18 protein-coding genes are annotated in these 20,841 nt (G+C 66.3%); 5 read left to right on the top strand and 13 right to left on the bottom strand.

Features of this window, described 5'->3' with window-relative positions:
- Positions 1-78 precede the first annotated feature (78 nt).
- The 3 genes from AX725_RS07940 to nikE are packed head-to-tail and all read left to right on the top strand — an operon-like array spanning position 79 to position 3,334.
- On the top strand, positions 79-1,008 hold the full coding sequence (locus AX725_RS07940) for an ABC transporter permease (RefSeq protein WP_060980324.1): 930 nt from the start codon (positions 79-81) through the stop codon (positions 1,006-1,008).
- Positions 1,005-1,793 carry an ABC transporter permease gene (locus AX725_RS07935; protein ID WP_060980323.1) on the top strand — a complete coding sequence of 263 codons (789 nt, stop codon included), beginning with the start codon at positions 1,005-1,007 and terminating at the stop codon, positions 1,791-1,793. Before AX725_RS07940 ends, AX725_RS07935 begins: the two co-directional genes overlap by 4 nt.
- A complete protein-coding gene (gene nikE / locus AX725_RS07930; protein WP_060980322.1) occupies positions 1,790-3,334 on the top strand; it encodes a nickel ABC transporter ATP-binding protein NikE in 1,545 nt (514 codons plus the stop codon). Before AX725_RS07935 ends, nikE begins: the two co-directional genes overlap by 4 nt.
- 40 nt (positions 3,335-3,374) lie before the next feature.
- Here nikE and AX725_RS07925 read toward each other — a convergent pair whose 3' ends face one another.
- Positions 3,375-5,741: a TonB-dependent receptor gene (locus AX725_RS07925; RefSeq protein WP_060980321.1), complete on the bottom strand. Its 2,367-nt coding sequence runs from the start codon at positions 5,739-5,741 to the stop codon at positions 3,375-3,377.
- Positions 5,742-5,935: 194 nt separating this feature from the next.
- Here AX725_RS07925 and AX725_RS07920 point away from each other — a divergent pair, with 194 nt between their 5' ends.
- On the top strand, positions 5,936-6,583 hold the full coding sequence (locus AX725_RS07920; RefSeq protein ID WP_060980320.1) for a TetR/AcrR family transcriptional regulator: 648 nt from the start codon (positions 5,936-5,938) through the stop codon (positions 6,581-6,583).
- A 131-nt stretch (positions 6,584-6,714) separates the two neighbouring features.
- Here the strand turns inward: AX725_RS07920 and AX725_RS07915 are convergent, their stop codons facing one another.
- Positions 6,715-7,947 carry an FAD-dependent monooxygenase gene (locus AX725_RS07915; protein ID WP_060980319.1) on the bottom strand — a complete coding sequence of 411 codons (1,233 nt, stop codon included), beginning with the start codon at positions 7,945-7,947 and terminating at the stop codon, positions 6,715-6,717.
- A gap of 139 nt (positions 7,948-8,086) precedes the next feature.
- Between AX725_RS07915 and AX725_RS07910 the strand changes: the two genes are divergently transcribed.
- The gene (locus AX725_RS07910; protein ID WP_060980334.1) at positions 8,087-10,423 is read left to right on the top strand and encodes a DNA translocase FtsK; all 2,337 of its coding nucleotides are present in this window, start codon (positions 8,087-8,089) and stop codon (positions 10,421-10,423) included.
- 39 nt (positions 10,424-10,462) lie between these two features.
- On the opposite strand, the gene AX725_RS07905 is transcribed toward AX725_RS07910, so the two are convergent.
- From AX725_RS07905 to AX725_RS07855, 11 genes are all read right to left on the bottom strand, one after another.
- Positions 10,463-11,572, bottom strand: coding sequence for an AI-2E family transporter (locus AX725_RS07905; RefSeq protein WP_208598135.1), 1,110 nt, complete (start codon positions 11,570-11,572; stop codon positions 10,463-10,465).
- 150 nt (positions 11,573-11,722) lie between these two features.
- Positions 11,723-12,061, bottom strand: coding sequence for an iron-sulfur cluster insertion protein ErpA (erpA, locus tag AX725_RS07900; RefSeq protein ID WP_060980317.1), 339 nt, complete (start codon positions 12,059-12,061; stop codon positions 11,723-11,725).
- Positions 12,062-12,190: 129 nt separating this feature from the next.
- A complete protein-coding gene (locus AX725_RS07895) occupies positions 12,191-13,237 on the bottom strand; it encodes an OmpA family protein (RefSeq protein ID WP_066117400.1) in 1,047 nt (348 codons plus the stop codon).
- Positions 13,238-13,459: 222 nt separating this feature from the next.
- Positions 13,460-13,879: a DUF2793 domain-containing protein gene (locus AX725_RS07890; protein ID WP_231733286.1), complete on the bottom strand. Its 420-nt coding sequence runs from the start codon at positions 13,877-13,879 to the stop codon at positions 13,460-13,462.
- A gap of 134 nt (positions 13,880-14,013) precedes the next feature.
- The gene (locus tag AX725_RS07885; RefSeq protein ID WP_067513050.1) at positions 14,014-16,203 is read right to left on the bottom strand and encodes a phage tail protein; all 2,190 of its coding nucleotides are present in this window, start codon (positions 16,201-16,203) and stop codon (positions 14,014-14,016) included.
- A 5-nt stretch (positions 16,204-16,208) separates the two neighbouring features.
- Positions 16,209-16,619, bottom strand: coding sequence for a hypothetical protein (locus AX725_RS07880; RefSeq protein WP_060979484.1), 411 nt, complete (start codon positions 16,617-16,619; stop codon positions 16,209-16,211).
- Between the two features lies 1 nt (position 16,620).
- Positions 16,621-17,442, bottom strand: a complete 822-nt coding sequence (locus AX725_RS07875) for a phage/gene transfer agent baseplate hub protein (protein ID WP_066114000.1) — start codon at positions 17,440-17,442, stop codon at positions 16,621-16,623.
- Positions 17,439-19,772, bottom strand: a complete 2,334-nt coding sequence (locus AX725_RS07870; RefSeq protein WP_060979486.1) for a DUF2460 domain-containing protein — start codon at positions 19,770-19,772, stop codon at positions 17,439-17,441. Before AX725_RS07870 ends, AX725_RS07875 begins: the two co-directional genes overlap by 4 nt.
- Before the next feature lie 3 nt (positions 19,773-19,775).
- Positions 19,776-20,339, bottom strand: a complete 564-nt coding sequence (locus tag AX725_RS07865; RefSeq protein ID WP_060979487.1) for a hypothetical protein — start codon at positions 20,337-20,339, stop codon at positions 19,776-19,778.
- Positions 20,332-20,550 carry a phage tail assembly chaperone gene (locus tag AX725_RS07860; RefSeq protein WP_060979488.1) on the bottom strand — a complete coding sequence of 73 codons (219 nt, stop codon included), beginning with the start codon at positions 20,548-20,550 and terminating at the stop codon, positions 20,332-20,334. Before AX725_RS07860 ends, AX725_RS07865 begins: the two co-directional genes overlap by 8 nt.
- Positions 20,547-20,825 carry a GTA-gp10 family protein gene (locus tag AX725_RS07855; protein ID WP_060979511.1) on the bottom strand — a complete coding sequence of 93 codons (279 nt, stop codon included), beginning with the start codon at positions 20,823-20,825 and terminating at the stop codon, positions 20,547-20,549. Before AX725_RS07855 ends, AX725_RS07860 begins: the two co-directional genes overlap by 4 nt.
- Positions 20,826-20,841: the final 16 nt, after the last annotated feature.

The raw sequence follows: 20,841 nt of genomic DNA, 5'->3' as shown, positions 1-20,841 counted from the left end.
ACAGGGCGTAAGCATCTGACGCGCATTAGCCAATTTTCCGCATGACGCGCCCCACCTGATCCGCCATGGTCGCAGCCGATGCGCGCCCTGATCCTCAGACGGTTGTTGACCGCGGTCCCGACGCTGTTGCTCGTGCTGCTCGCCTCGTTTGCGCTGATGCGCTTTGCGCCGGGCGGGCCGTTCGATGGCGAGCGGCCGCTGGCGCCCGAGACGCGCGCGGCGCTGGAAGCGGCATACGGGCTCGACCTGCCGATGGGCGAGCAATTCGCCCTGTTCCTGAAGCGCACGCTCACTGGCGATTTCGGGCCGAGCCTGGTCTATCGCGACTTTACGGTCACCCAGCTGATTGCCGACAGTCTGCCGGTATCGCTGACGCTGGGCGGTCTTGCCATCGTGCTGGCCCTGGCGCTGGGGCTGGCAGCGGGAACGGTCGCAGCGCTGCGCCCCGGCGGATGGGCAGACGAGACGCTGATGCTCGCCGCCACCATCGTCACCGCGCTGCCCAGCTTCGTGACCGGGCCGTTGCTGGCCTTGGTCTTCGGGCTGTGGCTGGGATTGCTGCCGGTGGGCGGGCTGGGTGACGGGCTGCTGAGCGCGCCGCAATACTGGATCATGCCGGTGGTCGCGCTTGCGCTGCCGGTGGCGGGTGCGATCGCCAAGCTGGCGCGCGCGGGGCTGGCGGCGGCGCTCGCGCAGGAGCATGTCCGCACGGCGCGGGCACGCGGGCTTGGCACTGGCGCGATCATCGCGCGCCATGCGTTGCGGCCCGCGCTCGTCCCGGTGGTGAGCTATCTTGGCCCGGCGGCGGCAGGATTGCTGACCGGCGCGGTGGTGATCGAGACGGTGTTCGCACTGCCCGGGCTGGGCCGCTATTTCGTGCAGGGCGCACTCAACCGCGATTATCCGCTGATCATGGCGGTGATCCTGCTCTATGCCGCGCTGATCATCGCGTTCAACCTTCTGGCCGATCTGCTCTACGGCTGGCTCGACCCCCGGAGCCGGGGATGAACCGCATCGCCCTGCCCGGCGCGATCGTCGCGCTGATCGTGCTTGCCGCGCTGCTGCTGCCGATGCTGCTGCCTTGGAGCCATGATGCAATCGACTGGGATCATGTGCGAGCCGCCCCCGGCACCGCAGGCCATGTGCTCGGCACCGACGAGCTGGGCCGCGACCGGCTGGCGCGGCTGGCGGTGGCGACCCGCATCACGCTGCTCGTCGCCTTTGCCGCTGCGCTCGTCTCGATGCTGGTCGGCATCGGCTGGGGCATGATCGCGGGCTGGGCGGGGGGCCGAACCGACGAGCTGATGATGCGGATCGTCGATGCGCTCTATGCCCTGCCCTTCATGTTCATCGTGATCGTGCTGATGGTGGTGTTCGGCCGATCGATCCTGCTCGTGTTTGTCGGCATCGGGCTGGTCGAATGGCTGACCATGGCGCGGATCGTGCGCGGCCAGGTGATGACGCTGCGCCACCGCCCGTTCGTGCTGGCGGCCGAGGCCAGCGGCGCGCCGGTGCGCGTCATCCTCGCACGGCATATCCTGCCCAATATTGCGGGCGTGGCGCTCGCCTATCTCACGCTTACCCTGCCCGGCATCATCATGATCGAGAGCTTCCTCTCGTTCCTCGGCCTCGGCGTGCAGGAGCCGCTGACCTCGCTCGGCATCCTGGTGAAGGAAGGCGCGGACGACATGGATGTGGCGCCGATGGGGCTGCTGGTGCCCGGCGGGGTGATGGTGACGCTGCTCGTCTGCCTGACGCTGATTGGCGAGCGCCTCAGGGACCGGTTCGCATGAGCCTGTACCGGCTCGAAAACATGGGCGTGACCATTGACGGGCGCGATCTGGTGCGCGGCGTGAGCCTGGAGATCGCACCGGGCGAATGCGTCGCGCTGGCGGGCGCGTCGGGATCGGGCAAGAGCCTGACCAGCCTCACCCCGTTCGGGCTTTCCGCCGGGTCGATCACCGGATCGGCGGTGCTGGAAGGGCAGGAGCTGGCCGGGCTGGACGAGGCGCACCTGCGCAAGGTGCGGCGCGCGTCGGTCGGCTTCGTTTTCCAGCAGCCGCTGACTGCACTCACTCCGCACCGGACCGTTGCGCAGCACCTCGTCGAAAGTGCGATGCAGGCGGGCGGACTGCGCCCCGACCAGAATGCGCTGACAGCGATGCTGGACGCGGTGGGTCTTGCCGAGCCGGCGATCAAGCTGCGTCGCTATCCGCACCAGCTGTCCGGCGGCGAACGCCAGCGGCTGATGATCGCCTGCGCCATTGCGCACCGCCCCCAGCTGCTGATTGCCGACGAGCCGGTCTCCGCGCTCGATGCGCATCTGCGCGGAGAGATCATGGCGCTGCTCACCCGGCTGCGGCGCGAGACCGGCATGGGGCTGCTGCTGGTCAGCCATGATCTCGCCTCGCTCGAACATCATGCCGACCGGGTGCTGGTGATGCAGGGCGGACAGGTTGTGGAAGCAGGCGCGGCACAGGCCATCGCGCGCGCGCCACAGCACGCCTACAGCCAAGCGCTATGGGCGGCGACGCCCAGCCTCAAGGCCGCGCTGCCCGATGACCTGCCTGTGCCGGGCGCGCCGCTGATCGAAGCGCAAGGCCTGACCGTGCGTTTTGCCGGAAGCGGCCTGTTCGCCAAGCCCGTCACCGCTGTCGACGCGGTGGACCTGACCGTGCATCAGGGCGAGGCGGTGGCGCTGATCGGCGGCTCGGGCTCGGGCAAGTCCACCATCGGCCGCGCGATTGCCAGGCTGGGGCCCGTCAGCGCGGGTGCCGTTCTGTGGAAAGGGGCGCGATTGCCCGCGCGCCGCAGCCTAGAGCAGCGGCGAATGATACAACCGGTGTTCCAGGACCCTGTCGCGAGCCTCGATCCGCGCTGGCGCGTGTCCGACATCATCGCCGAACCCTTGGTGCATCTGCGCCCCGACCTGACGAGTTGGGGCCGCGCCGGGCTGGTCAAGAAGGCGCTGCAGATGGTCGAGCTGGATGCCGCGCTGGCGGATCGCAAACCGGCGGGGCTGTCGGGCGGTCAGGCGCAGCGCGTCGCGATCGCCCGCGCGCTGGTCGCCGAGCCCGGGATGCTGGTGCTCGACGAGGCGACCTCGGCGCTCGACCCGCTGGTGGCTGTGCAGATCGTCGCGCTCTTGAAACGGCTGCAGCGCGACCAGCGCATCGCGATGCTGGTCATCACGCACGATCTGGCGCTGGCGGCGCAGTTCTGCCACCGCGCTGCCGTGCTCGATGCCGGACGTATCGTCGAGACAGGGCCGATGGCGCAGCTGATCGCCAGCCCTGAGGCGGCGATGACGCAAAAGCTGGTGGCCGCAAGCTGACGCTCGCGGCCACCTCCCCCTTTGCCAGCAGCAAATCAGGTCAGAACTTGACCGTTCCGGTCACGAACACCTGACGCGGATTGCCGTAGAACGCGGTCGCAACGCCCTCGGTGCCCAGCGTGGGGATGAGATTGCCCGCCGCGTTGCGCGTCGGCGTGCCATCGGGCGCGGTTGCGAGGAACTGATAGCCCGACGTGATATACTGTTTGTCGAGGATGTTCTTGGCGTTGATGCCGAAGCTGAACCGGTCCTCGTCATCGCGCCAGATCAGCGAGGCATCCCAGAGCGCGAAGCCGGGCTGGTCGAGGAAGGGGCTCGGCGTTTCGAACTGGAAGGTCTTGCTGCGATAGCTGACCGTGGTCGAAGCGGTGATGTTGCCCGAGAAGGCCGGGAAGACGCCCGAGAAGGTGCCCGACATCGTCCATTTCGGCGTGTTCTGGATGCGGCGCAGATTGGCGACGTCGATGTTGCGCGCATCGATGAAGCGCTTGTACTCGCCATCGATATAGCCGAGCGTCGCGTTGAAGCTGAGGAACGAGCCGGACCCTGCGAATTCGCGCGCGAACACGGCATTGCCTTCGAACTCGATACCCTTGAACTCGGCCTTGCCGGCATTGGTGGTGACGCCGATAAAGGTGTCGTTGACGCCGTCGCCATTGGAGTCGAACCCTGCGGAACCCGGCACCTGGACGTTGGTGTAATCGGCGTAGAAGCCGGTCAGCGCCAGGTTGATCGCGTTGTCGGCAAAGCTGCCCTTCCAGCCCAGCTCATAGCTGTCGACCGTTTCGGGCTCGAAGCTCAGGAAGTCGAAGATTTCCTGCTGGCTGCGCACGCCGTCGCGGTTGGTGTCGGGCGCGGCGGTCGAAAGCCCGCGCGGGTCGAAGCCGCCGCCCTTGAAGCCCTGCGAATAGCCGGCGAAGAACAGATGGTCTTCGTTCGGCTTGAAGCTCAGCGAGGCGCGCGGGTTGAAATCGGTGAAGCGTGCCTCGCCGTTGAAGTTCGACGTGGTCGCCAGCACCACCGGCGTACCGCCGAACTCGGCCGAACGGCCCAGCTTGGTCTGGCGCAGGATGGTCGAATTGCGCTTGTCGACCGTGTAACGGCCGCCCAGCGACAGCGAGAGCTGATCGGTGAAGTCATAGGTGAAATCGCCGAACACCGACCAGGTATCGGTGCGCACATCACCAGCGGTGAAGGCGTTGAGATTGGCGAGCGTGGTGAACAGCAGCACGTCGAACGCGGTCGAGGCCTTGGCATCGAGATAATAGAATCCGACCAGACCCTTGAGACGCTCGCCTTCGTACAGCAGCTGGAATTCCTGGCTGACCTGCTCGTTGCGATAGACTGCGGGCACATCGACATCGATCGCGGGCAACGCGTCGAAATCGATCGGGGTGAAGCTGTCATCCTTGCGCCAGGCGCTGATCGAACGCAGCGTCAGATTGTCGGTGAGCTCGGCGGAGATGTTCATCGCCAGACCGAATGCTTCGATATCCTGGCGCGGATTGTTGAGGCCGGCGCGGGTGTCATAGACATCGTTCAGCACCGGCGTGCCGCTGCGGATGCCGGGGATAAGCCGATGACCGTTGCGCGGATCGGACTTGTCGCGGGTATAGTCGCCCGAGATGCGGATCAGCACCGGCGCGCCATAGCCGCCGATTTCCAGCGTGCCGCGCCCTGCCCAGACATCGCGGTTATAGTTTTCGAGCCCGCGAATGTTGATATTGTCGCCGAAGCCGCCGCGCGACAAGCGTGCCAGCGTGCCGCCGACGCGGACGATATCGCCGAGCGGTGCGGACACGGTGACCACGCCTTCGGCTTGGTCATAGGTACCATAGGTGCCGCGCACCTTCAGGCTGAAATCCTCCGGCAGCATCTTGGTGACATATTTGACCGCACCGCCGATGGTGTTGCGGCCATAGAGCGTGCCCTGCGGTCCGCGCAGCACCTCGATCCGCTCGACTTCGTAGATGTCGAGCACCGCCGCCTGCGGGCGGTTGAGGTACACGTCGTCCAGATAGATGCCGACGCCTGCCTCGAAGCCGGGAACCGGGTCCTGCTGGCCCACGCCGCGGATGAAGGCGGTGAGCGTCGAGTTGGTGCCGCGCGAGTTTTCGAGCGTGGTGTTGGGCGTGATCTGCGAGATGTCGGTAATGTCGAGCGCGCCCTGGTTTTCCAGCCGCTCGGCGGAAAAGGCGCTGATCGCGATCGGAACGTCCTGCAGGTTTTCTGCCCGGCGACGGGCGGTCACGACGATCACGCTACCGTCATCGGCGGTGGTCGCTTCCTGTTCCTGCGCTTCCTGCGCGATCGCGACAGGAGCAAGTGCCGTAAGGGCTGCGGCGGCGACGCCCAGCGTGAGCGCAGTGCGCGTGGCGGCGAAACGGGTGAACCCGAAAACGGACATGAACTTCCTCCCTGCATCCTGACCTGTTCGCGGTGCACCGGTTCGTCTCACTGACCGGCCTTGCGCAGAACGTGTTTGTCCATTAGTGAAAGTTGAACCAGCTTTCAACTCTTATCGCATGAGGGGAGACAGCGAGGACAAAATCGGCCAGATGTGTTGCGCGCACGCATCATGTCCGGCAGCGGGAGTGGATCATGGCGGCAAAACCTTCGGCAGCGGAAGAACCGCCCGCGAACCCGGGCGCAGAAGGCGCACGGCCGGACAAGACGCCGCGCACGGCGCGCGGCCGCGCCACGCTGCGCAAGCTGCTCGATGCGGCCGCGATCGAATTCGGCGAGCGGGGCTTTCACGAGGCATCGATCAGCGGCATTACCCGGCGCGCAGGGACAGCACTGGGCAGCTTCTACACCTATTTCGATTCCAAGGACGAAATCTTCCGCGCGCTGGTGCAGGACATGTCCGCCCAGGTCGGCAAGCATGCCGCCGCCGCGATGCAGGAGGCGAGCGGCGCGCTCGACCGTGAACGCGCGGCGCTCAAGGGGTTTCTCGAATTCGCGCGCGAGCACAAGGAAATCTACCGGATCATCGACGAGGCTGAATTCGTCGATTCCGAAAGCTATCGCGCGCATTATCAGGTGACCGCCACGCGCATCCTCAGCCGCCTGCAGGCGGGCGCAGCCGCAGGCGAAATCAGAGGCGATGTCAGCGAACTCCACGCCTGGGCAGTGATGGGGATGAACGTGTTCCTGGGGCTACGCTACGGCATCTGGAACGAGGACAGGACACCGGACGCGATCGCCATCGCGGCAAACGACTTCATCACGCGGGGGCTTAAACCCTAGTCCCGCTCTTAACCTCCGTCACTCCCGCGCAGGCGGGGCCCCGCTCTTCTGAGAGGTGGGCACAAAGCGGGTTTCCGGCGTTCGCGGGAATGACGTCGAGCAGCTGACTTGAGCGCCCAAGGGCAAAGCTATCAATCGCTCGCCATCAGCAGTTCGGGCAGGTCGCCGCTTGTTCCCCGCGCCTCGTCGATGATGAAGCGCCGGATCAGGCCCGTGCGCCCGACCAGCTGCATGCCGATGCGCCGCACCAGCGAGGGCGCCTTGCCGGGGAGGCCGTAGAGCCGGTTGAGCACGTCGGTGGCCGAGGCCATCATCGCATTGTCGAGCATCCGCCATTGCTGATAGCGCTTCAATTGCGCGAGATCGCCCGGATCGAGCCCCAGCCGCGCGCCCTCGCCCAGCACATCGGCGAGCGCCGCGACATCGCGCAGCCCCAGGTTCAGCCCCTGTCCCGCGATCGGGTGGATGATATGCGCGCTGTCGCCTACCAGCGCGATGCGCGGCGCGACCATGTCGCTTGCCTGACACAGCGTCAGCAGCCAGCTGCTGCGCGGGGCGATCGGTGTGATTGCCCCGAGAAACCCGCCGCTCGCCTCGGTCAGCGCAGCGCCGAACGCGCGGTCGGACAGCGAAGTCCAGGCATCCGCCTTGCCCTCGGGCACCGTCCAGACGATCGAGGCCATCGCCCGGCCCTCGTCATCATCGTTGAGCGGCAGGATGGCGAGCGGACCATCGGGATAGAAAATCTCGAACGCGGTGTTCTGATGACCTTTTTCCAGCGTCACGGCGGTAACGATGCCGCGTTGGCGATACGACCATTGGTTGAGGCCGATCCCGGCCAAATCGCGCGTCGGCGATACGCGGCCTTCCGCGCCGACCAGCAACGAAGCCGTGAAGATGCGGCCATCGGCCAGGCTCACCGTCGCACGGTGCGCATCGACAGCACGATACGCAACCTCGGCCCCCATGACCAGATCGATATCCGCATCGGCGCTCGCGGCCTGATAGAGCGCGGCGCGGAGCAGGCTATTGGGCAGCATCACGCCCATGCCATCGACCCCGGCATCGAAATCGAGCGAACCTCGCCGCAGGCCATCGCTGACCGCGATCCGGTCGATCGGACAGGCATCGCGCCATAGGCTGTCGGCCAGTCCCAGATTTTGCAGCATCTGCCAACTGGTCGAAGCGAGTGCAGAGGCGCGGCCATCGAACGCAGTATCGGCGAGCGTCTCAGGCGTGATCCGGTCGATCACCCGGACGCTGAGGCCATGCCGCGCTGCTGCTAGCGCGAGCGAAAGCCCCGCCGGTCCTGCGCCCATGATGAGGATGTCGCTATGGTTACCCAAGGTGATGCTGCCTGTCATGCGCGCCAATGTAGGCGGTCTGCAGACGACTGAACAGGGGCTAGCTGCGCGGAGTCCGTCCCAAGTCCTTGCTTGACGCGGAGTCCATGGTCTGCGCAAAATGGGCGGCATTTACCATATTGCCGGAGAATTCAAGGTTATGGCCAGCCGCGCCGCCACCAGAAACGCGCCCGACTGGCGCGACCTGATGCGTCAGAGCCTGATGCGCAGCGGCAGCCTGATTCTGGCGCTGCTGCTGTTTGCGTTGGTCGCCTTCACCACCATCGCGCTGCTGACCTATCACCAGACCGATCCGTCGTTCAACACGGCCGCAGGCGGCGGCGTCGACAACTGGATGGGCGCAAGCGGCGCATGGATTGCCGATTTCATGCTGTTCCTCGGCGGCCCGGCCAGCGCGCTACTGCTGCCGATCACCGCGGTGCAGGCGCACCGGCTCTGGATCAACCAGCCGCTCGGCCACTGGCGCCGCTCGGTCATCGCGACACTGCTCAGCATGCTGTTCCTGGCAATTGCTGCCGCTGTCCTGTTCGGTGAATCCGCGCCGCATTTCCCGGCAGGGCCCGGCGGCCTGTTCGGCATGATGGGTGCGCGCGGCATCCAGTTCCTTGCCGCATTCCTGCCGCCTGCTGGCGCTTCCTGGGCACTCTATGGCAGCGCTTCGCTGCTGGGGCTGGTCGGCGCGGCGCTTGGCTGGAAGGCGCTGGGGCTGGAGCGCGGGTTGCTGCGCATGCCGCCGATCAAGGTGAGCATGCCCGAGGCGCTGTTCCGTCGCCCAATCGGCCCGGTCATTGACGAAGACGACATGGACGAGCTCGACGATGCTGCTGAGCCGCGTCGTCCGGCACTCGCCGCGCCGCGCAAGGAAGCGGTTCCAGACAACCGTCCGCCCCCGGAAATCACCGAGCCCTCGCTACGTCCCGCCAAGGCGCAGCTTGGCCCGAAGAGCAAGCAGGGCGACTTCTTCGGTCCCTATGAGCTGCCCTCGGTCGACCTGCTCGACCCGCCGCCGTCGAGCACCGGCCCTGCGCTCGACAAGATCGCGCTCGAGCGCAACGCGCGCCTGCTCGAGACCGTGCTCAGTGACTTCAACGTCAAGGGCGAGATCACGGCGGTGCGCCCCGGCCCGGTCGTCACCCGCTACGAGCTGCTGCCTGCGCCGGGCATCAAGGCCAATCGCGTCATCCAGCTCGCCGACGATATCGCGCGCAACATGTCGGCACGCTCCGCGCGCGTCGCGGCGATTCCGTGCCGCAAGGAACTGGGCATCGAGCTGCCCAACCAGCATCGCGACGCGGTCGTGCTGCACGAGATGATCGGATCGAGCCATTTTGCCGAGAATAGCGGTCAGCTCCCGGTCATCCTGGGCAAGAATATTTCGGGCGATCCGGTGATCGCCGACCTCGCGCCCATGCCGCACCTGCTGATCGCAGGCACCACCGGATCGGGCAAGTCGGTCGGCCTCAACGCGATGATCCTGTCGCTGCTCTACCGGATGACGCCGGAAACGCTGCGCATGATCATGATCGACCCGAAGATGCTCGAACTGTCGATCTATGACGACATTCCGCACCTGCTCTCCCCCGTGGTGACCGAGCCCGCCAAGGCGGTGCGCGCGCTCAAATGGGCGGTCGAGCAGATGGAAGAGCGCTATCGGATGATGAGCGAGCTCAAGGTGCGCAGCCTCGTCAATTTCAACGACAAGGTGCGCGTCGCCAAGGCCAAGGGCCTGCCGCTGGGCGAAGAGGTACAGACCGGCTGGGATCCGGTCAGTGGCCAGCCGCAATACGAGAAGAAGCAGCTCGATTACGAGCCGATGCCGCAGATCGTGGTGATCGTCGACGAACTCGCCGACCTGATGATGACCGCCGGCAAGGAGGTGGAATTCCTGATCCAGCGGCTCGCACAAAAGGCGCGTGCAGCAGGGATCCATCTGATCATGGCGACGCAGCGCCCCTCGGTCGACGTCATCACCGGCGTGATCAAGGCCAACCTGCCGACCCGCATCAGCTTCCACGTTACCAGCAAGATCGATTCGCGCACCATCCTGGGCGAACAGGGCGCGGAGCAGCTGCTCGGCAAGGGCGACATGCTCTACATGTCCGGCGGCAAGCAGGTCGAGCGCGTGCATGGGCCCTTCGTCTCGGATGAGGAGGTGCGCCGTGTCGCCGACCACTGGCGCGGCCAGGGCCAGCCCGATTACATCCAGGCAGTGACCGAAGAGCCCGAGGATGGCGGCTTCGCGCTCGATGGCGCGAGTCTCGACGACAGCCCCGAAGAGCAGATGTACCGCGCCGCCTGTCAGATCGTGTTCGAAAGCCAGAAGGCTTCGACCAGCTGGCTGCAGCGGCAGTTGCGTATCGGCTACAACAGCGCCGCGCGGCTGGTCGAACGCATGGAGGAGGACGGCTATATCAGCGCGCCCAACCATGTCGGCCGGCGCGAGGTGTTCCGCGACAAGGATGGCAATCCGCTCTGATTGCGGCCGCTCTGATCGGGACCGGTCGGCCGGGCGGGTTCAGTCCTGCCCGGCGATCCGGATCGGCTTGCCGAGCAGGGTCTTCACGTAAAGCCGCTGGACCATGACATAGGTCACGACAGTAAGCGGAGCCGAGAGCAGCACGCCCAGGAAGCCAAAGACCAGCCCGAAGGCGACGACCGCGAACAGCAGCACCGCAGGAGGCACATCGACCGCCTGTTTCTGGATCATGGGCTGCAGGAAATTGCCCTGAATCTGCTGGACGATCAGGAAGAGCACGACCGTCCACAAGGCTGTGGTCGGCGACACGGTGAAAGCGAGCAGGACAGCCGGAACGCCCGCGATGACCGGCCCGACCATGGGGATGATGTCGAGCAGTCCGGCGATGATCGCCAGCCCCCCCGAGGCCGGCACGCCCAGCGCCCACAGCCCGCCGCCGGTCAATACCGCCACCACGATCGACGAGACGCCTTGGCCCATCATCCAGCCGCGCAGGCCCCGCGAAGCGTCATCCAGGGCGTCCGAAACCGGCTGCTCGGCACGGGCCGGCAGGAGCAGCAGCAGGCCGCGCCGATAGACACTCGGATCGCTTGCGATAAAGATCGCGCCGACGAACACGAGAACGAAATTGGCGATCGCGTTGGTCGCGGTCATCGCGAACCCGCCGAGCCGCGACGCCAGGCTTGAAAGATCGCCGCTCCCCTGTTGCACGATCTTCCGCGCCTGCTCGCCCAAGCCCACCTCGTCCAGCTGCGCCTCTACCCGATCGATTGCGGGCGGAATGCTCTGCTGAATGGTGTCGAACTCATCGGCAATCTGCGAACCGAACAGCGTGAAAGCTCCGGCGAAGACCGCCAGCAGCAGAAATACGGAAATGGCGAGGGCCGGCCCGCGCTTCATTCCGGTAAAATCGCAAACCCGGCGCGCGATGGACGAGAAAATCGCCGCCAGCACCAGCGCTGCAAAGACGAGCAGCAGGAACTGCGTCAGTTCCATCAGCAACCAGGCGACACCTACCACAGCAAGGACGGTGAGGGTTATGCCGGCAACCCGGCCAGCCTCCAGCCGCGTCATGGCATGCGGGCTGATATGGCCCGGGGCTTCGGGATCGCGATGCTGCGCATCGGGCGCCATAGCGGGATCGATCACGCACGGCCCCTGTGATTGCAGGCGATTTTTCGCTGCGATCGAGCGACGATCGCATGATGCTGGCTGGATTTCATCTGCACCCCCGGTCCTTTGCCTTGCCGCTCAATACGAAAACCGGCGGTTCGGGTTCCCCATCAGGCCAGCAGGCATTCAGATCGAGAAACTGGAACCACAACCGCATCCGGATGCAGCGTTGGGGTTGGTGACCTGGAATGCCGACCCGCCAAGCGATTCCACGAAATCCACCGCGCTGCCGCGAACAAGATCGAGGCTGATATCGTCAACGACCAGCGAGACGCCATCGGTTTCGGTGACGATATCGTCGGGCTCGGGCGCATCGGCAAGGCCGAAGCGGTACTGGAATCCGGAGCAGCCGCCTCCCTCCACCGCGAGACGCAGGATGGCGGGCTTTTGCTGCTTGGCAGCAATTGCGGCCACGCGCTTGGCCGCAGCGGGTGTCAGGATGATGTCGGCTGATGGAGTGTCCATACGCCCTACATAAGCGCGACGTGGTCCTTGGGCAAGCAGGCGACATGCCAGCCATGGCGCCCCAACAAAAAAGGGCCGGTCCGAAGACCGACCCTCTTTGTTACCAGACCCGTAGGTCCAGCGTTTGGCTTACATACCCGAACCCGGACCGTAGGTGATTTCCACGCGACGGTTCTGCAGTTCACGAACGCCATCGGCGGTCTGAACGCGGTTGCGGGTTTCACCGAACGCCTGGGTGCTGATGGCGCTGGCCGGGATGTTCCGCGAGACCAGATAGGCCTTGACGGAGTCGGCACGACGCTGGGACAGACCCACGTTGTAGGTGGCAGCACCCGAACGGTCAGCGTGACCTGCCAGCATGACCGGCACCGAACCGCAGCTGCCGTAAGCGGCAACGGCGTTGTCGAGAATGGTCGCAGCTTCCGGCGTGATGTTCGACTTGTCGAAGTCGAAGAACACGATGTACGGACCCTTCTCGCAAACCGGCGGCGGAGCCGCTTCTTCACCACCGAAGTTGTAGATGATGCTGCCCAGGATCGAGTGGCTGCGGAAGCGGCCGTCGAACTCGCGTCCGTTGACGCTCAGCAGATCGACCGAATCGCTGTTGAAGAAGCGATACTTCAGACCCACGTCCCAGCTGTCGCTGATCGGAGCACGAATGCCCGCCAGAACCTGCCAGGCAAAGCCGGTGTCCGAATCGTCGATATAGGGGCCAGTGCCCGGCTGGGTCGAACCGTTGAAGTCGGTACGAGCGACGCCGACGCCGCCACCGACAAAGCCCTGAAGGCCGTCATCGGGACCGAAGTCGATCAGGCCGTTGACCATGAATGCCAGCGCATTGGCGCTGCCAACCGAGGCAAAACGACCAATAGCGGTCGGAGCGGCACCGCGCGAGATGCCAACCTGCGTCTGAACGTCGGTCAGGTCCGCTTCACGGTAGCTGACTTCTGCTTCCAGACGGAACGGACCGAAGTCGTAACCGACGACCGCACCGACATCGTATCCGGTGTCCGAATCAACGATGGTGGCGTTGTTCAGAGCGCCGACATCGAACTCGATGTCTTCGACGATCATGGCGCCGCCTTCGACACCGACATACCACTGACCGTCGCGGGCGAAAGCCGGCGTCGTCAGGGCGGTAGATGCCAACGCCAGTCCAACGACTAACTTGCGCATAGATTTTCCCCTTATAAGTAGGATTTGGAACGACAACTCGGCAACGTTACTAACGCCAAGACAGTTGCCACGCAAGCGCGGTTTTGGCCGGACTGTTGCCAAAATGTCGCCATTTCAGGGGGTGCCACGCAAAAAATGCACGTCTGCTGCAGCCTGTCGGACAAGGCAGCGCAACCGAGAGTAACACACCGAATCATAAACGCATATTAGGCTTGAGATCAATCACGTAACGCTGGCCAGCCCCGCCTGCTGTAGCGCTGCGAGCACCGCGGCAAGGGTCGCGCGAGCCTCTGCGTCGACAATCGATCCGCCCACCGGCGCGGCGATCGGGGGATAGGCAGACCATGCGCTGCCATCGAACCTTCGGCAGACCGCCGCCATGTCATCGCGCAGCTGCATCCCGGCCGGCGCGGTGGCAAATCGCCACCCCCCATCCGTGCAGATGGCGATCTTCCCTGCTTGGCCGACCCAGGCACCGATGGGGGCGGGGCCCACGATCCACGCCTGACCGGGTGCAGGCGCGAGCGGCGCAGGGTCGTTCAGCATGGCCTTCACGGCGCCGCGCAATAGCGCATCCGCCAGCACCAGGGCCTCGTTATGGGTGATTTCCTTCTGTGCCTGTGCCGGATGAAGCATGGGCATCGAGAAATTTGGGGTAAATGACATAGCTGGCCTTTCGCGCGGCTGAGAGAAAGGGACAAGGAGCGTGACGACCGTCTCCCGGTGCGGGCCCCACGGCTCGGCCTCGCGCTTTCGCCGTTCGGGACGGGATCGTTTCAGAGCTCCAGCGGAACGATGAGCGGCGGTGACACGCCGAATGCTCCATGCTGGACGATGGAAGCCTCGACGAGCTCGCTCGCGGCCGCAGCGAGTGCGGCGACTGTAACGGTATCAAGCACCAGCATTGGCGACGCGCATTCGAAAGCAGCGACTGCGATGCCATCGGCAAGGATCGAAACCCGATAGGCCTCGAATTCCTCACCCAACGGCGCATCGAGCAGATCCCGCCAGGCGAAGCCGCTGCGACTGCGACGCGTCCAGCGGATTGTCAGATCGCCGTCCTCCTCACGTTCGATCCGTCCATGGACCGGCGAAAGCGGGCGCACCGCCCGGCCCGGGCCGGCGAGAGCGGCATGTACCGGAGCCCCATCGCCCCTGCCCTGCGCCGCTGCGCGAAAATCCGGCCCGGGACCGATCCGATCGGGATCGACCACCCCTAGCGCCTCGGTGAGCAGCACGAAGCCCTCGCCCACGCTGTGGTCAGCTATCCAATCCTCGGTTCCGCCGCGCCCGCGCAACAGACGCGTGAGGCGAAACGTGCGATTGCCAAGCGGTTCCACGCGCGCGAACTGCAACAGCTCGGCGCCAACCATTGCCATATTGGCCCCGCTTGCCAGCGCATCGTCATCGGCATTGGCAAGGACGAGCGGACCATCGCGCACCAGCCGTACGGTGATGCTCGCGCGATCGTCGCGCAGTAGTGCCGTGCCATGGGTCGGCGGCACGAGCACCTCGCCCATGGTGGCGCCGACCCGCAGGAAGTCGAGCGGCTCGCCGGTCGATCCATCGGCCTCCCGCGTATAGACGGTCGCCCCGCGCCAGCCTGCCGAAGCGCCGGCCACAGCGATAGCGATATGGGGATGGTTCATGGGCCGATCCATCGGGGAAGGCAGGTCGAACAGCGCCAGGACGGTCGCGCCGATGGCAGCGTCAGGGGTGTTCACGCTGCGCCCCGGATCGCTGCCGGCAGCAAGCGGGGACGGGCGGGTGCGCAGGCTGACCAGCGCAAGGTCGATCCCCTCGGCCCGCCATTGCCAATGCTGAACCCGCCAATGCCCGGCCACGCCTTCGACAGTCACGATCCGGCCCGGCTGCAGCGCAGGATCGAACAGGGTAACGCGCAGGTGCAATCGCTCCAGCCCGTCGCGGTCCAGTTGCACGAGCTGCTCCACCCGCTGCTGGGCTCGCGCGGCGGTCATCACCGCAGGCACGTCGATCTGCTGCGCCCGGCCACTCCCGCTGCTGCCGCTCCGGCGTAGCCCCGGCTGATAGTCGCGTTCGGGATCATAATAGCGCAGCGCCAGCGCGCCCGATGTCGGCGCGGTCCGCTGACGTTCGAACGCGCGCATGTCCGATGCATCGCGCGGCAGCAGAGCGGACTCCGGAATGAAGCTCACAGGCCCCCGCGCATTTTCGCGCCAGATCGTCCGCAACTTACCATCCTGCTCGACCAGCGAGACCGGAAATCCAGCGGCAATCGCCTGAACCGCATCGCGTCGGCTTTCGGACGGCAAGCTCCAGCCGGTGACCGACCCATCGCCCTCGGGCACCCCGGCGGCGGTCAGGTCGGCAATCAGCGGACCCAGCGCCACATCCTCGGCACTTCCGATCACCTCGAAGGTGAGCGAAGGGATGCGGTTGCCGAATTCTTCCAAGGCCATGTCCTCGAACACGGCATAAGCCAGGCCGCGATAGGCCGGGCATTGTCCCGGCCCTTCGGCAGCGGCGATCAGCGGGTCGAGCGGCTGGTCGTCATGGCCAAGGTGCAGGCGAAAACCGGTTTCGCTGGTGAACACGCCGTCCTGGCCGCGCAGCAGATTGCCCTCGGCCCAGATTCGACCGACAGCTTCGATTGGCCGCGCGGAGAGCGCGACGGCGAAGCTCACCGAATAGCTGTAGCGCGTCGTCCCCGGCCTGCCCTTTCCGCCGCCTTCACGAACCTTGCGCTCCTTGAGGTCGGTCGCCCAGATGACCGTCCCGGCGATCCGAACGCGGCCATGCACATGAGCAAAGGGACTGCCATATTGCGAGCTCTGCACCGCCAGATCGGTGAGCCTCGGCCCCTCTCGATCCCTTGGACGGAACAGGACGGTCTGATCGATCGTGCGCCCGACCAGCGCGCCCAGCGCGCCGCCCAGCGGACCTCCGACCAGCGTGCCGACGGTGCTCAATACCAGAGTTGCCAAAGCCTCTATCCTTGCTGAAGCCGCCAGCGCCGCCGCACCGGCCAGGGCGAAGGCGATGGCGCTGCGACGACCCGTCCCAGGCCGATATGCGCATGCACCAGCAGCGCATCACCATCGACCAGCACATGAAATTGCCCCACGCCGGGCTCGCACAGCAGAACGTCGCCCGGCGCGCCCGGCGCATTTTGGGCCACCCGGTCCAGACCGCACATCGCCGCCCAGCCGTCGAACCGGTCGAGGCAGCCGCCGCTCAGCCGGTAGTCGCATGGCGCATCGACGCCGCGCCCGATCCGTTCGAGCGACGCCGCGACCAGCCCGACGCAATCGAGACCCGTGGCCGGATCGCGCCCGTGCAAACGGAAGGGGCAGCCGACCAGATCGAGCGCGGCGGCGGCGAGCCTGTGTCCGTCGTCCATGTCAGAAGGTCGCAAACCGGGTGAGCAGGTCATTGCCGGGCAGATGCGGCTCGCCACGAAAGTTGATCGCATTGCCGAACCGGCCCGAGCAGGTCGCGAAGGCCTTGTCACAGCCTTCGACCAGCAAGGCGAGATCGCCCGGCTGTGCGGGCTCGGGCGGCGGCACGTCGAGCTGCAGCGCCGCGCCGTCATGGCCGAGGATTCTGCTCTGCAGCCCGGCATTGGCCCCGCCGATCCAGCGCAGCAGGCCATGATCGAACCTGGCGGCATCGTCCGCCTCCAGGCCGGCAAGAACCAGGCCAGTCTCGTCAGCCGACACCAGTGGCACCACCCGTTCGAACTGCGCGCGGCTGAGTCCGCAGCCCGGCCCGCAGAAATCCGCACGGCACGATGGCGAGGCGGCGGGCGCATAGGGCGCATCCAGCCGCGCCTTGATGCCACGCAGCTCGGCGGTAAAGCGCTGGCCCTGCACCGACACCGCGCCGAGATGGCCATGCCAGAACCAGGCAATGCCCTCGTCCGGGCGTTCCCAATCGGTCAAGCCCATGCGAATTGCGGCCTCGTCCCAGCGCCCCGCCTGCAGATCGTCGGCGCGGATCAGATCGTGGCTGAGCGCACCGCCGACATCCATGTCGAGCGGGTCGAGCCCGTCATCCATCTCGATCGCCGATGGCAGCATGCCCGGCGCGGCTTGATAGCGCACATGATCGATCACCAGATCGCGGTCATGTGCCGCAAAGCCGAGCGCGATTCCGTCGCGCCGCTCGACATGCCAGAGCATTGCGATCGTCTCGAGCGGGCGATCGAACCAGCGCGTCCTCATATAGCCTCGCGGATCTCGACCAGCGGCACCGATACCGCCTCGCCCGCCGCAAAGGTGGCCGCGCCCACGGTCAGTTCATCAGTAGTAAAGCGCACCGGCACGTCGAACAGAAAGCCCGCGCGCACCTCGGCACCGGTGGAGGGCGGCGAAGCGAAGCGAACGATGCCGCCGGGCTGGAGCGTCCAGCCAGTGGCCGGCATCCCGTCCACCGACACCAGCACCGATCCTGTCACCGGGCGCGTAATGCGTCGCTGCTGGCCGTCGGGCGGGTCGCCATAGCTTTTCACCAGCGCAAATTCCGATCGCACGCCATCGCCCTCGCCGAGCAACTGATCGGCATGATGCGGCGGCGTGGCCCCCTCGGCCGAGCTCCAATCGAGCGGGTCGCGCAGCCGAAAGCCCCGCGCCGCCCCGCGCCTGGCACGGAAGAAGGCGATCAATTCGGCGCAATCCGCCTCTGATCGGACGCCCGGACCGACATCGAAGCTCAGGGTCGCATCGGCCCACAGGCTATTGCGCGTCTCATGCCCGCTCACCGACTGGAACACCTGGGTCGAAAAGCGGCTGGTGCACTCCGCCTCGCGGCCGATGGCCAGCGGAAACAGCACGTCGTCAAAGGCCTGCATCGCGGCGTCTCCTTCGCTGGCCAGATCGAAATAGGTAAAGCCGTCGCGCGTGACCTGTGGCAGCGCCCAGATCAGGATCTCGGGCACCCCGCGTTGCTTTGCCATGTCTGCCGCACGTGCGATGTTTTCCCAGACAGCCTTCTGTTCGGGAAGCAGCACGAAGCCGCTCATGTAATGCTGCTGCGCCAGCGGATAGCCCAGCCGCTGCTGCATCGCCGCCAGCCCGGTCTGCTGCTCGGCGAACCTGCCCTCGATCACCCAGTCATAATCCTCGAGCTGCAGCACATCGAACGCCGGCCAGGCCCAGCCGACCGGTACATTGGCGCGCCGCGCATCGGGCGCTTCCGCATCGAGCACGGTCGGGAGGTACACCAGCAGCAGGGATTCCACTGGCTGCGGCGCGACCGCATCACGCACCGCATCGACCAGCGCCAGCGTCGAGCTCGCCAGCATCGCACCTGCCTGATCGAGCATGGCACGCTGCGCGGCATTCATCGAGGCGCGGAGCGTCGGGATCGAGACGAGCGCAGACCCGAAGGCGGCGTGCGCAGCATCGTCATACAGGCAGATGCGGCCATCGGGCATGATCCACCACCAGGGCTCGCCGACCTGGAAGCGCACCGGCAGGCCTGCTTCCGCCAGGACCTGACCGAATGCCGCTCCGACAGCCTGCAGATAGGCCATGGCATCGGGATTGGCCGGGCTGAGCAGGGTCGAGGGCGGCACCCAGCCAGTCAGCGCCGGATCGCCATTCTCCGCGCGCTGCTTCCAGTCCGCCGGGCAATGCGCGTCGAACAGCTCGTAGGACAATGACATGATCGGGCTGAGGCCGAAGCGCTTGGCCTCGGACGCCAGGTTGCGGTGCCAGGCGGCGCAGGGCGGGTTGATCGCGCCGCCTGCGGTGGTCACCAGCAGCTCCCCGCCGGTGCGCGCCAGCGAGAAATAATGGCTCATCCCGACATAATGGTTGATCGACCCGCGATAGCCCAGACCGACGATGTTGCGCACGATCCGCGCGGGCGTGAGGTTGAAGCTGTCGTCATAGGCGGTCGCCATCGACAGGCCATGCGGCGGCACCAGCACGTCGCCGATCTCGAGCACCGCGCCCGCGCCTTCGCAGGAAATACTTGTCAGTTCGACCCAGCCATTGGCAGCGAATGCCAGCGCCCCCGGACTGGTGTCATAGCTCGGCGGAACCAGCGAGATGAACATACGGTCGATGTCCGCCGCATGCACCGGATCGGCCTCGCCCGGCAGCGCGAAGCCGCCCGCCAGCGTGGAAAAGGGCAAGGTGATCCGGGCATCCTCAGGCGTGCCGACGGCATAGTTCCACAGCCGCACATACCAGTTGCGCAGCGCGCCGGCCGCATCGCGCCCCTCGATCGTCAGCGTCGGACCATGCACCGCATCGAGCGGCTTGACCCCCGACGATCGCCAATGGAAGCTGAGCGTGGTACGGCGATAGTCGCGCTCGGTCGCATAGGCGAGCAGCGGGTGATCGAACCGGTCCTCGCTCTCCCAGATCAGCCCGGCGAGCGCATCGCGATCGTGAAACTGCAGATCGACCCGCAGTGCATCGGGCGCGGTAGTCACCACCGACGCCATCATCGGGCGGGGAAAGTTGACCGTCCAGAAGCGCGGATCGAAGCGCTGGATATGGCTCGATGCCTGGTCGCGGCGCGCATCGCACAGCCAATAGGCCATGGCTCAACCCTCCATCAGCGCGCGGCGCACGGCGCGCGCGACCTGGCGGCTCGAGGCCTGCATCGCAGCGGGCGCGGCCTGAGCTGGAGCGTTGATGCTGATCGAGACACGCACGTCGCGCCCCGCGCCGCCCCCACGCGGCTCGACACGGCCATAGCCCTGCGGCACGAACAGTTCGGGTCCGCGTTCTCCGACCAGATAGGGACGTCCTGCGGTCACCGGCCCCCCGGTCGCGCGACCCGGCAGGCCGAGCAGACCCGAAAGCAGGCCGACCACCGGCGATGCGCCACCATCCCCCCTGCCCAGCCCGATCGGGGCCAGCCCCTTTTCGATCGCGGCTGCCGCAATCTCTTCCATCACCGCGAGCGCGATGCGCTTCAGGTCCTCGAAGCCCAGCGACCCGCGCCGGATCGCGGCGAGCAACCCGCGCTCGAGCACCTGGCCTGCCCGGCCCAGCCCCTCGATCAGCGTGCTGTCGATCTGCCCGCGCATCACCGCAACATCGCGACCAAAGCCCTGGGTATCGGCGCGCACGCTGACCAGCAGCTGCTCGATCTCTTCATCCATCTCGTGTCTCCGATCGATCGGGAAACAGCGCGCACAGCGCCGCTATCGCCTCGGGCGAAGGCGGCGCCGCGACGGGGTCGCCGGGCACGGTCAGCGCCGCCGCCAGTTCGTCGGGCGTGGCCTGCCAGAACTCCTGAGGTCGCCAACCGAGCAGCCGCGCCGCCAAGCCCGCGAGCACCCGCGCCGCATCGGCAAAGAGTGTAGCGCTCATCGGCCCTGCAGAATCTGCCGGAGCAGGATTTTCAGCACCGGGGTCAGCGCCGCCAGCCCGGCTTCAGCGACAGCCTCGGCAAAACCGTCGCGATCGAGCGGGCAGGTCGCGGCCTCGCGGCAATGCCAGAGCAGAGCGACCAGCTCGGCCAGGCCCAGCCGTCCGGCCGCAGCGCGTTCGACCAGATCGAACAGCGGGCCGATTTCCTGCTCCGCCGCAACCAGGGCGGAAAAGCTCGGACGCAGCAGCACATCCTGCCCCGCCAGCGCCAGCATCGCCTCGCCGCGCACC

It is taken from the genome of Blastomonas sp. CCH9-A1 (genome assembly GCF_001557175.1).
In the GTDB taxonomy this organism is placed as follows: domain Bacteria; phylum Pseudomonadota; class Alphaproteobacteria; order Sphingomonadales; family Sphingomonadaceae; genus Blastomonas; species Blastomonas delafieldii_A.
The sequence above is the reverse complement of the archived record's forward strand: the minus strand, read 5'-3'. Positions and strand labels throughout refer to the sequence as shown.

Coding starts and splice junctions, on each gene's coding strand:
- AX725_RS07940 (WP_060980324.1), top strand. CDS start 79: ATGCGCGCCCTGATCCTCAGACGGTTGTTGACCGCGGTCCCGACGCTG.
- AX725_RS07935 (WP_060980323.1), top strand. CDS start 1,005: ATGAACCGCATCGCCCTGCCCGGCGCGATCGTCGCGCTGATCGTGCTT.
- nikE (WP_060980322.1), top strand. CDS start 1,790: ATGAGCCTGTACCGGCTCGAAAACATGGGCGTGACCATTGACGGGCGC.
- AX725_RS07925 (WP_060980321.1), bottom strand. CDS start 5,741: ATGTCCGTTTTCGGGTTCACCCGTTTCGCCGCCACGCGCACTGCGCTC.
- AX725_RS07920 (WP_060980320.1), top strand. CDS start 5,936: ATGGCGGCAAAACCTTCGGCAGCGGAAGAACCGCCCGCGAACCCGGGC.
- AX725_RS07915 (WP_060980319.1), bottom strand. CDS start 7,947: ATGACAGGCAGCATCACCTTGGGTAACCATAGCGACATCCTCATCATG.
- AX725_RS07910 (WP_060980334.1), top strand. CDS start 8,087: ATGGCCAGCCGCGCCGCCACCAGAAACGCGCCCGACTGGCGCGACCTG.
- erpA (WP_060980317.1), bottom strand. CDS start 12,061: ATGGACACTCCATCAGCCGACATCATCCTGACACCCGCTGCGGCCAAG.
- AX725_RS07895 (WP_066117400.1), bottom strand. CDS start 13,237: ATGCGCAAGTTAGTCGTTGGACTGGCGTTGGCATCTACCGCCCTGACG.
- AX725_RS07890 (WP_231733286.1), bottom strand. CDS start 13,879: ATGCCCATGCTTCATCCGGCACAGGCACAGAAGGAAATCACCCATAAC.
- AX725_RS07880 (WP_060979484.1), bottom strand. CDS start 16,619: ATGGACGACGGACACAGGCTCGCCGCCGCCGCGCTCGATCTGGTCGGC.
- AX725_RS07875 (WP_066114000.1), bottom strand. CDS start 17,442: ATGAGGACGCGCTGGTTCGATCGCCCGCTCGAGACGATCGCAATGCTC.
- AX725_RS07870 (WP_060979486.1), bottom strand. CDS start 19,772: ATGGCCTATTGGCTGTGCGATGCGCGCCGCGACCAGGCATCGAGCCAT.
- AX725_RS07865 (WP_060979487.1), bottom strand. CDS start 20,339: ATGGATGAAGAGATCGAGCAGCTGCTGGTCAGCGTGCGCGCCGATACC.
- AX725_RS07860 (WP_060979488.1), bottom strand. CDS start 20,550: ATGAGCGCTACACTCTTTGCCGATGCGGCGCGGGTGCTCGCGGGCTTG.
- AX725_RS07855 (WP_060979511.1), bottom strand. CDS start 20,825: ATGCTGGCGCTGGCGGGGCAGGATGTGCTGCTGCGTCCGAGCTTTTCC.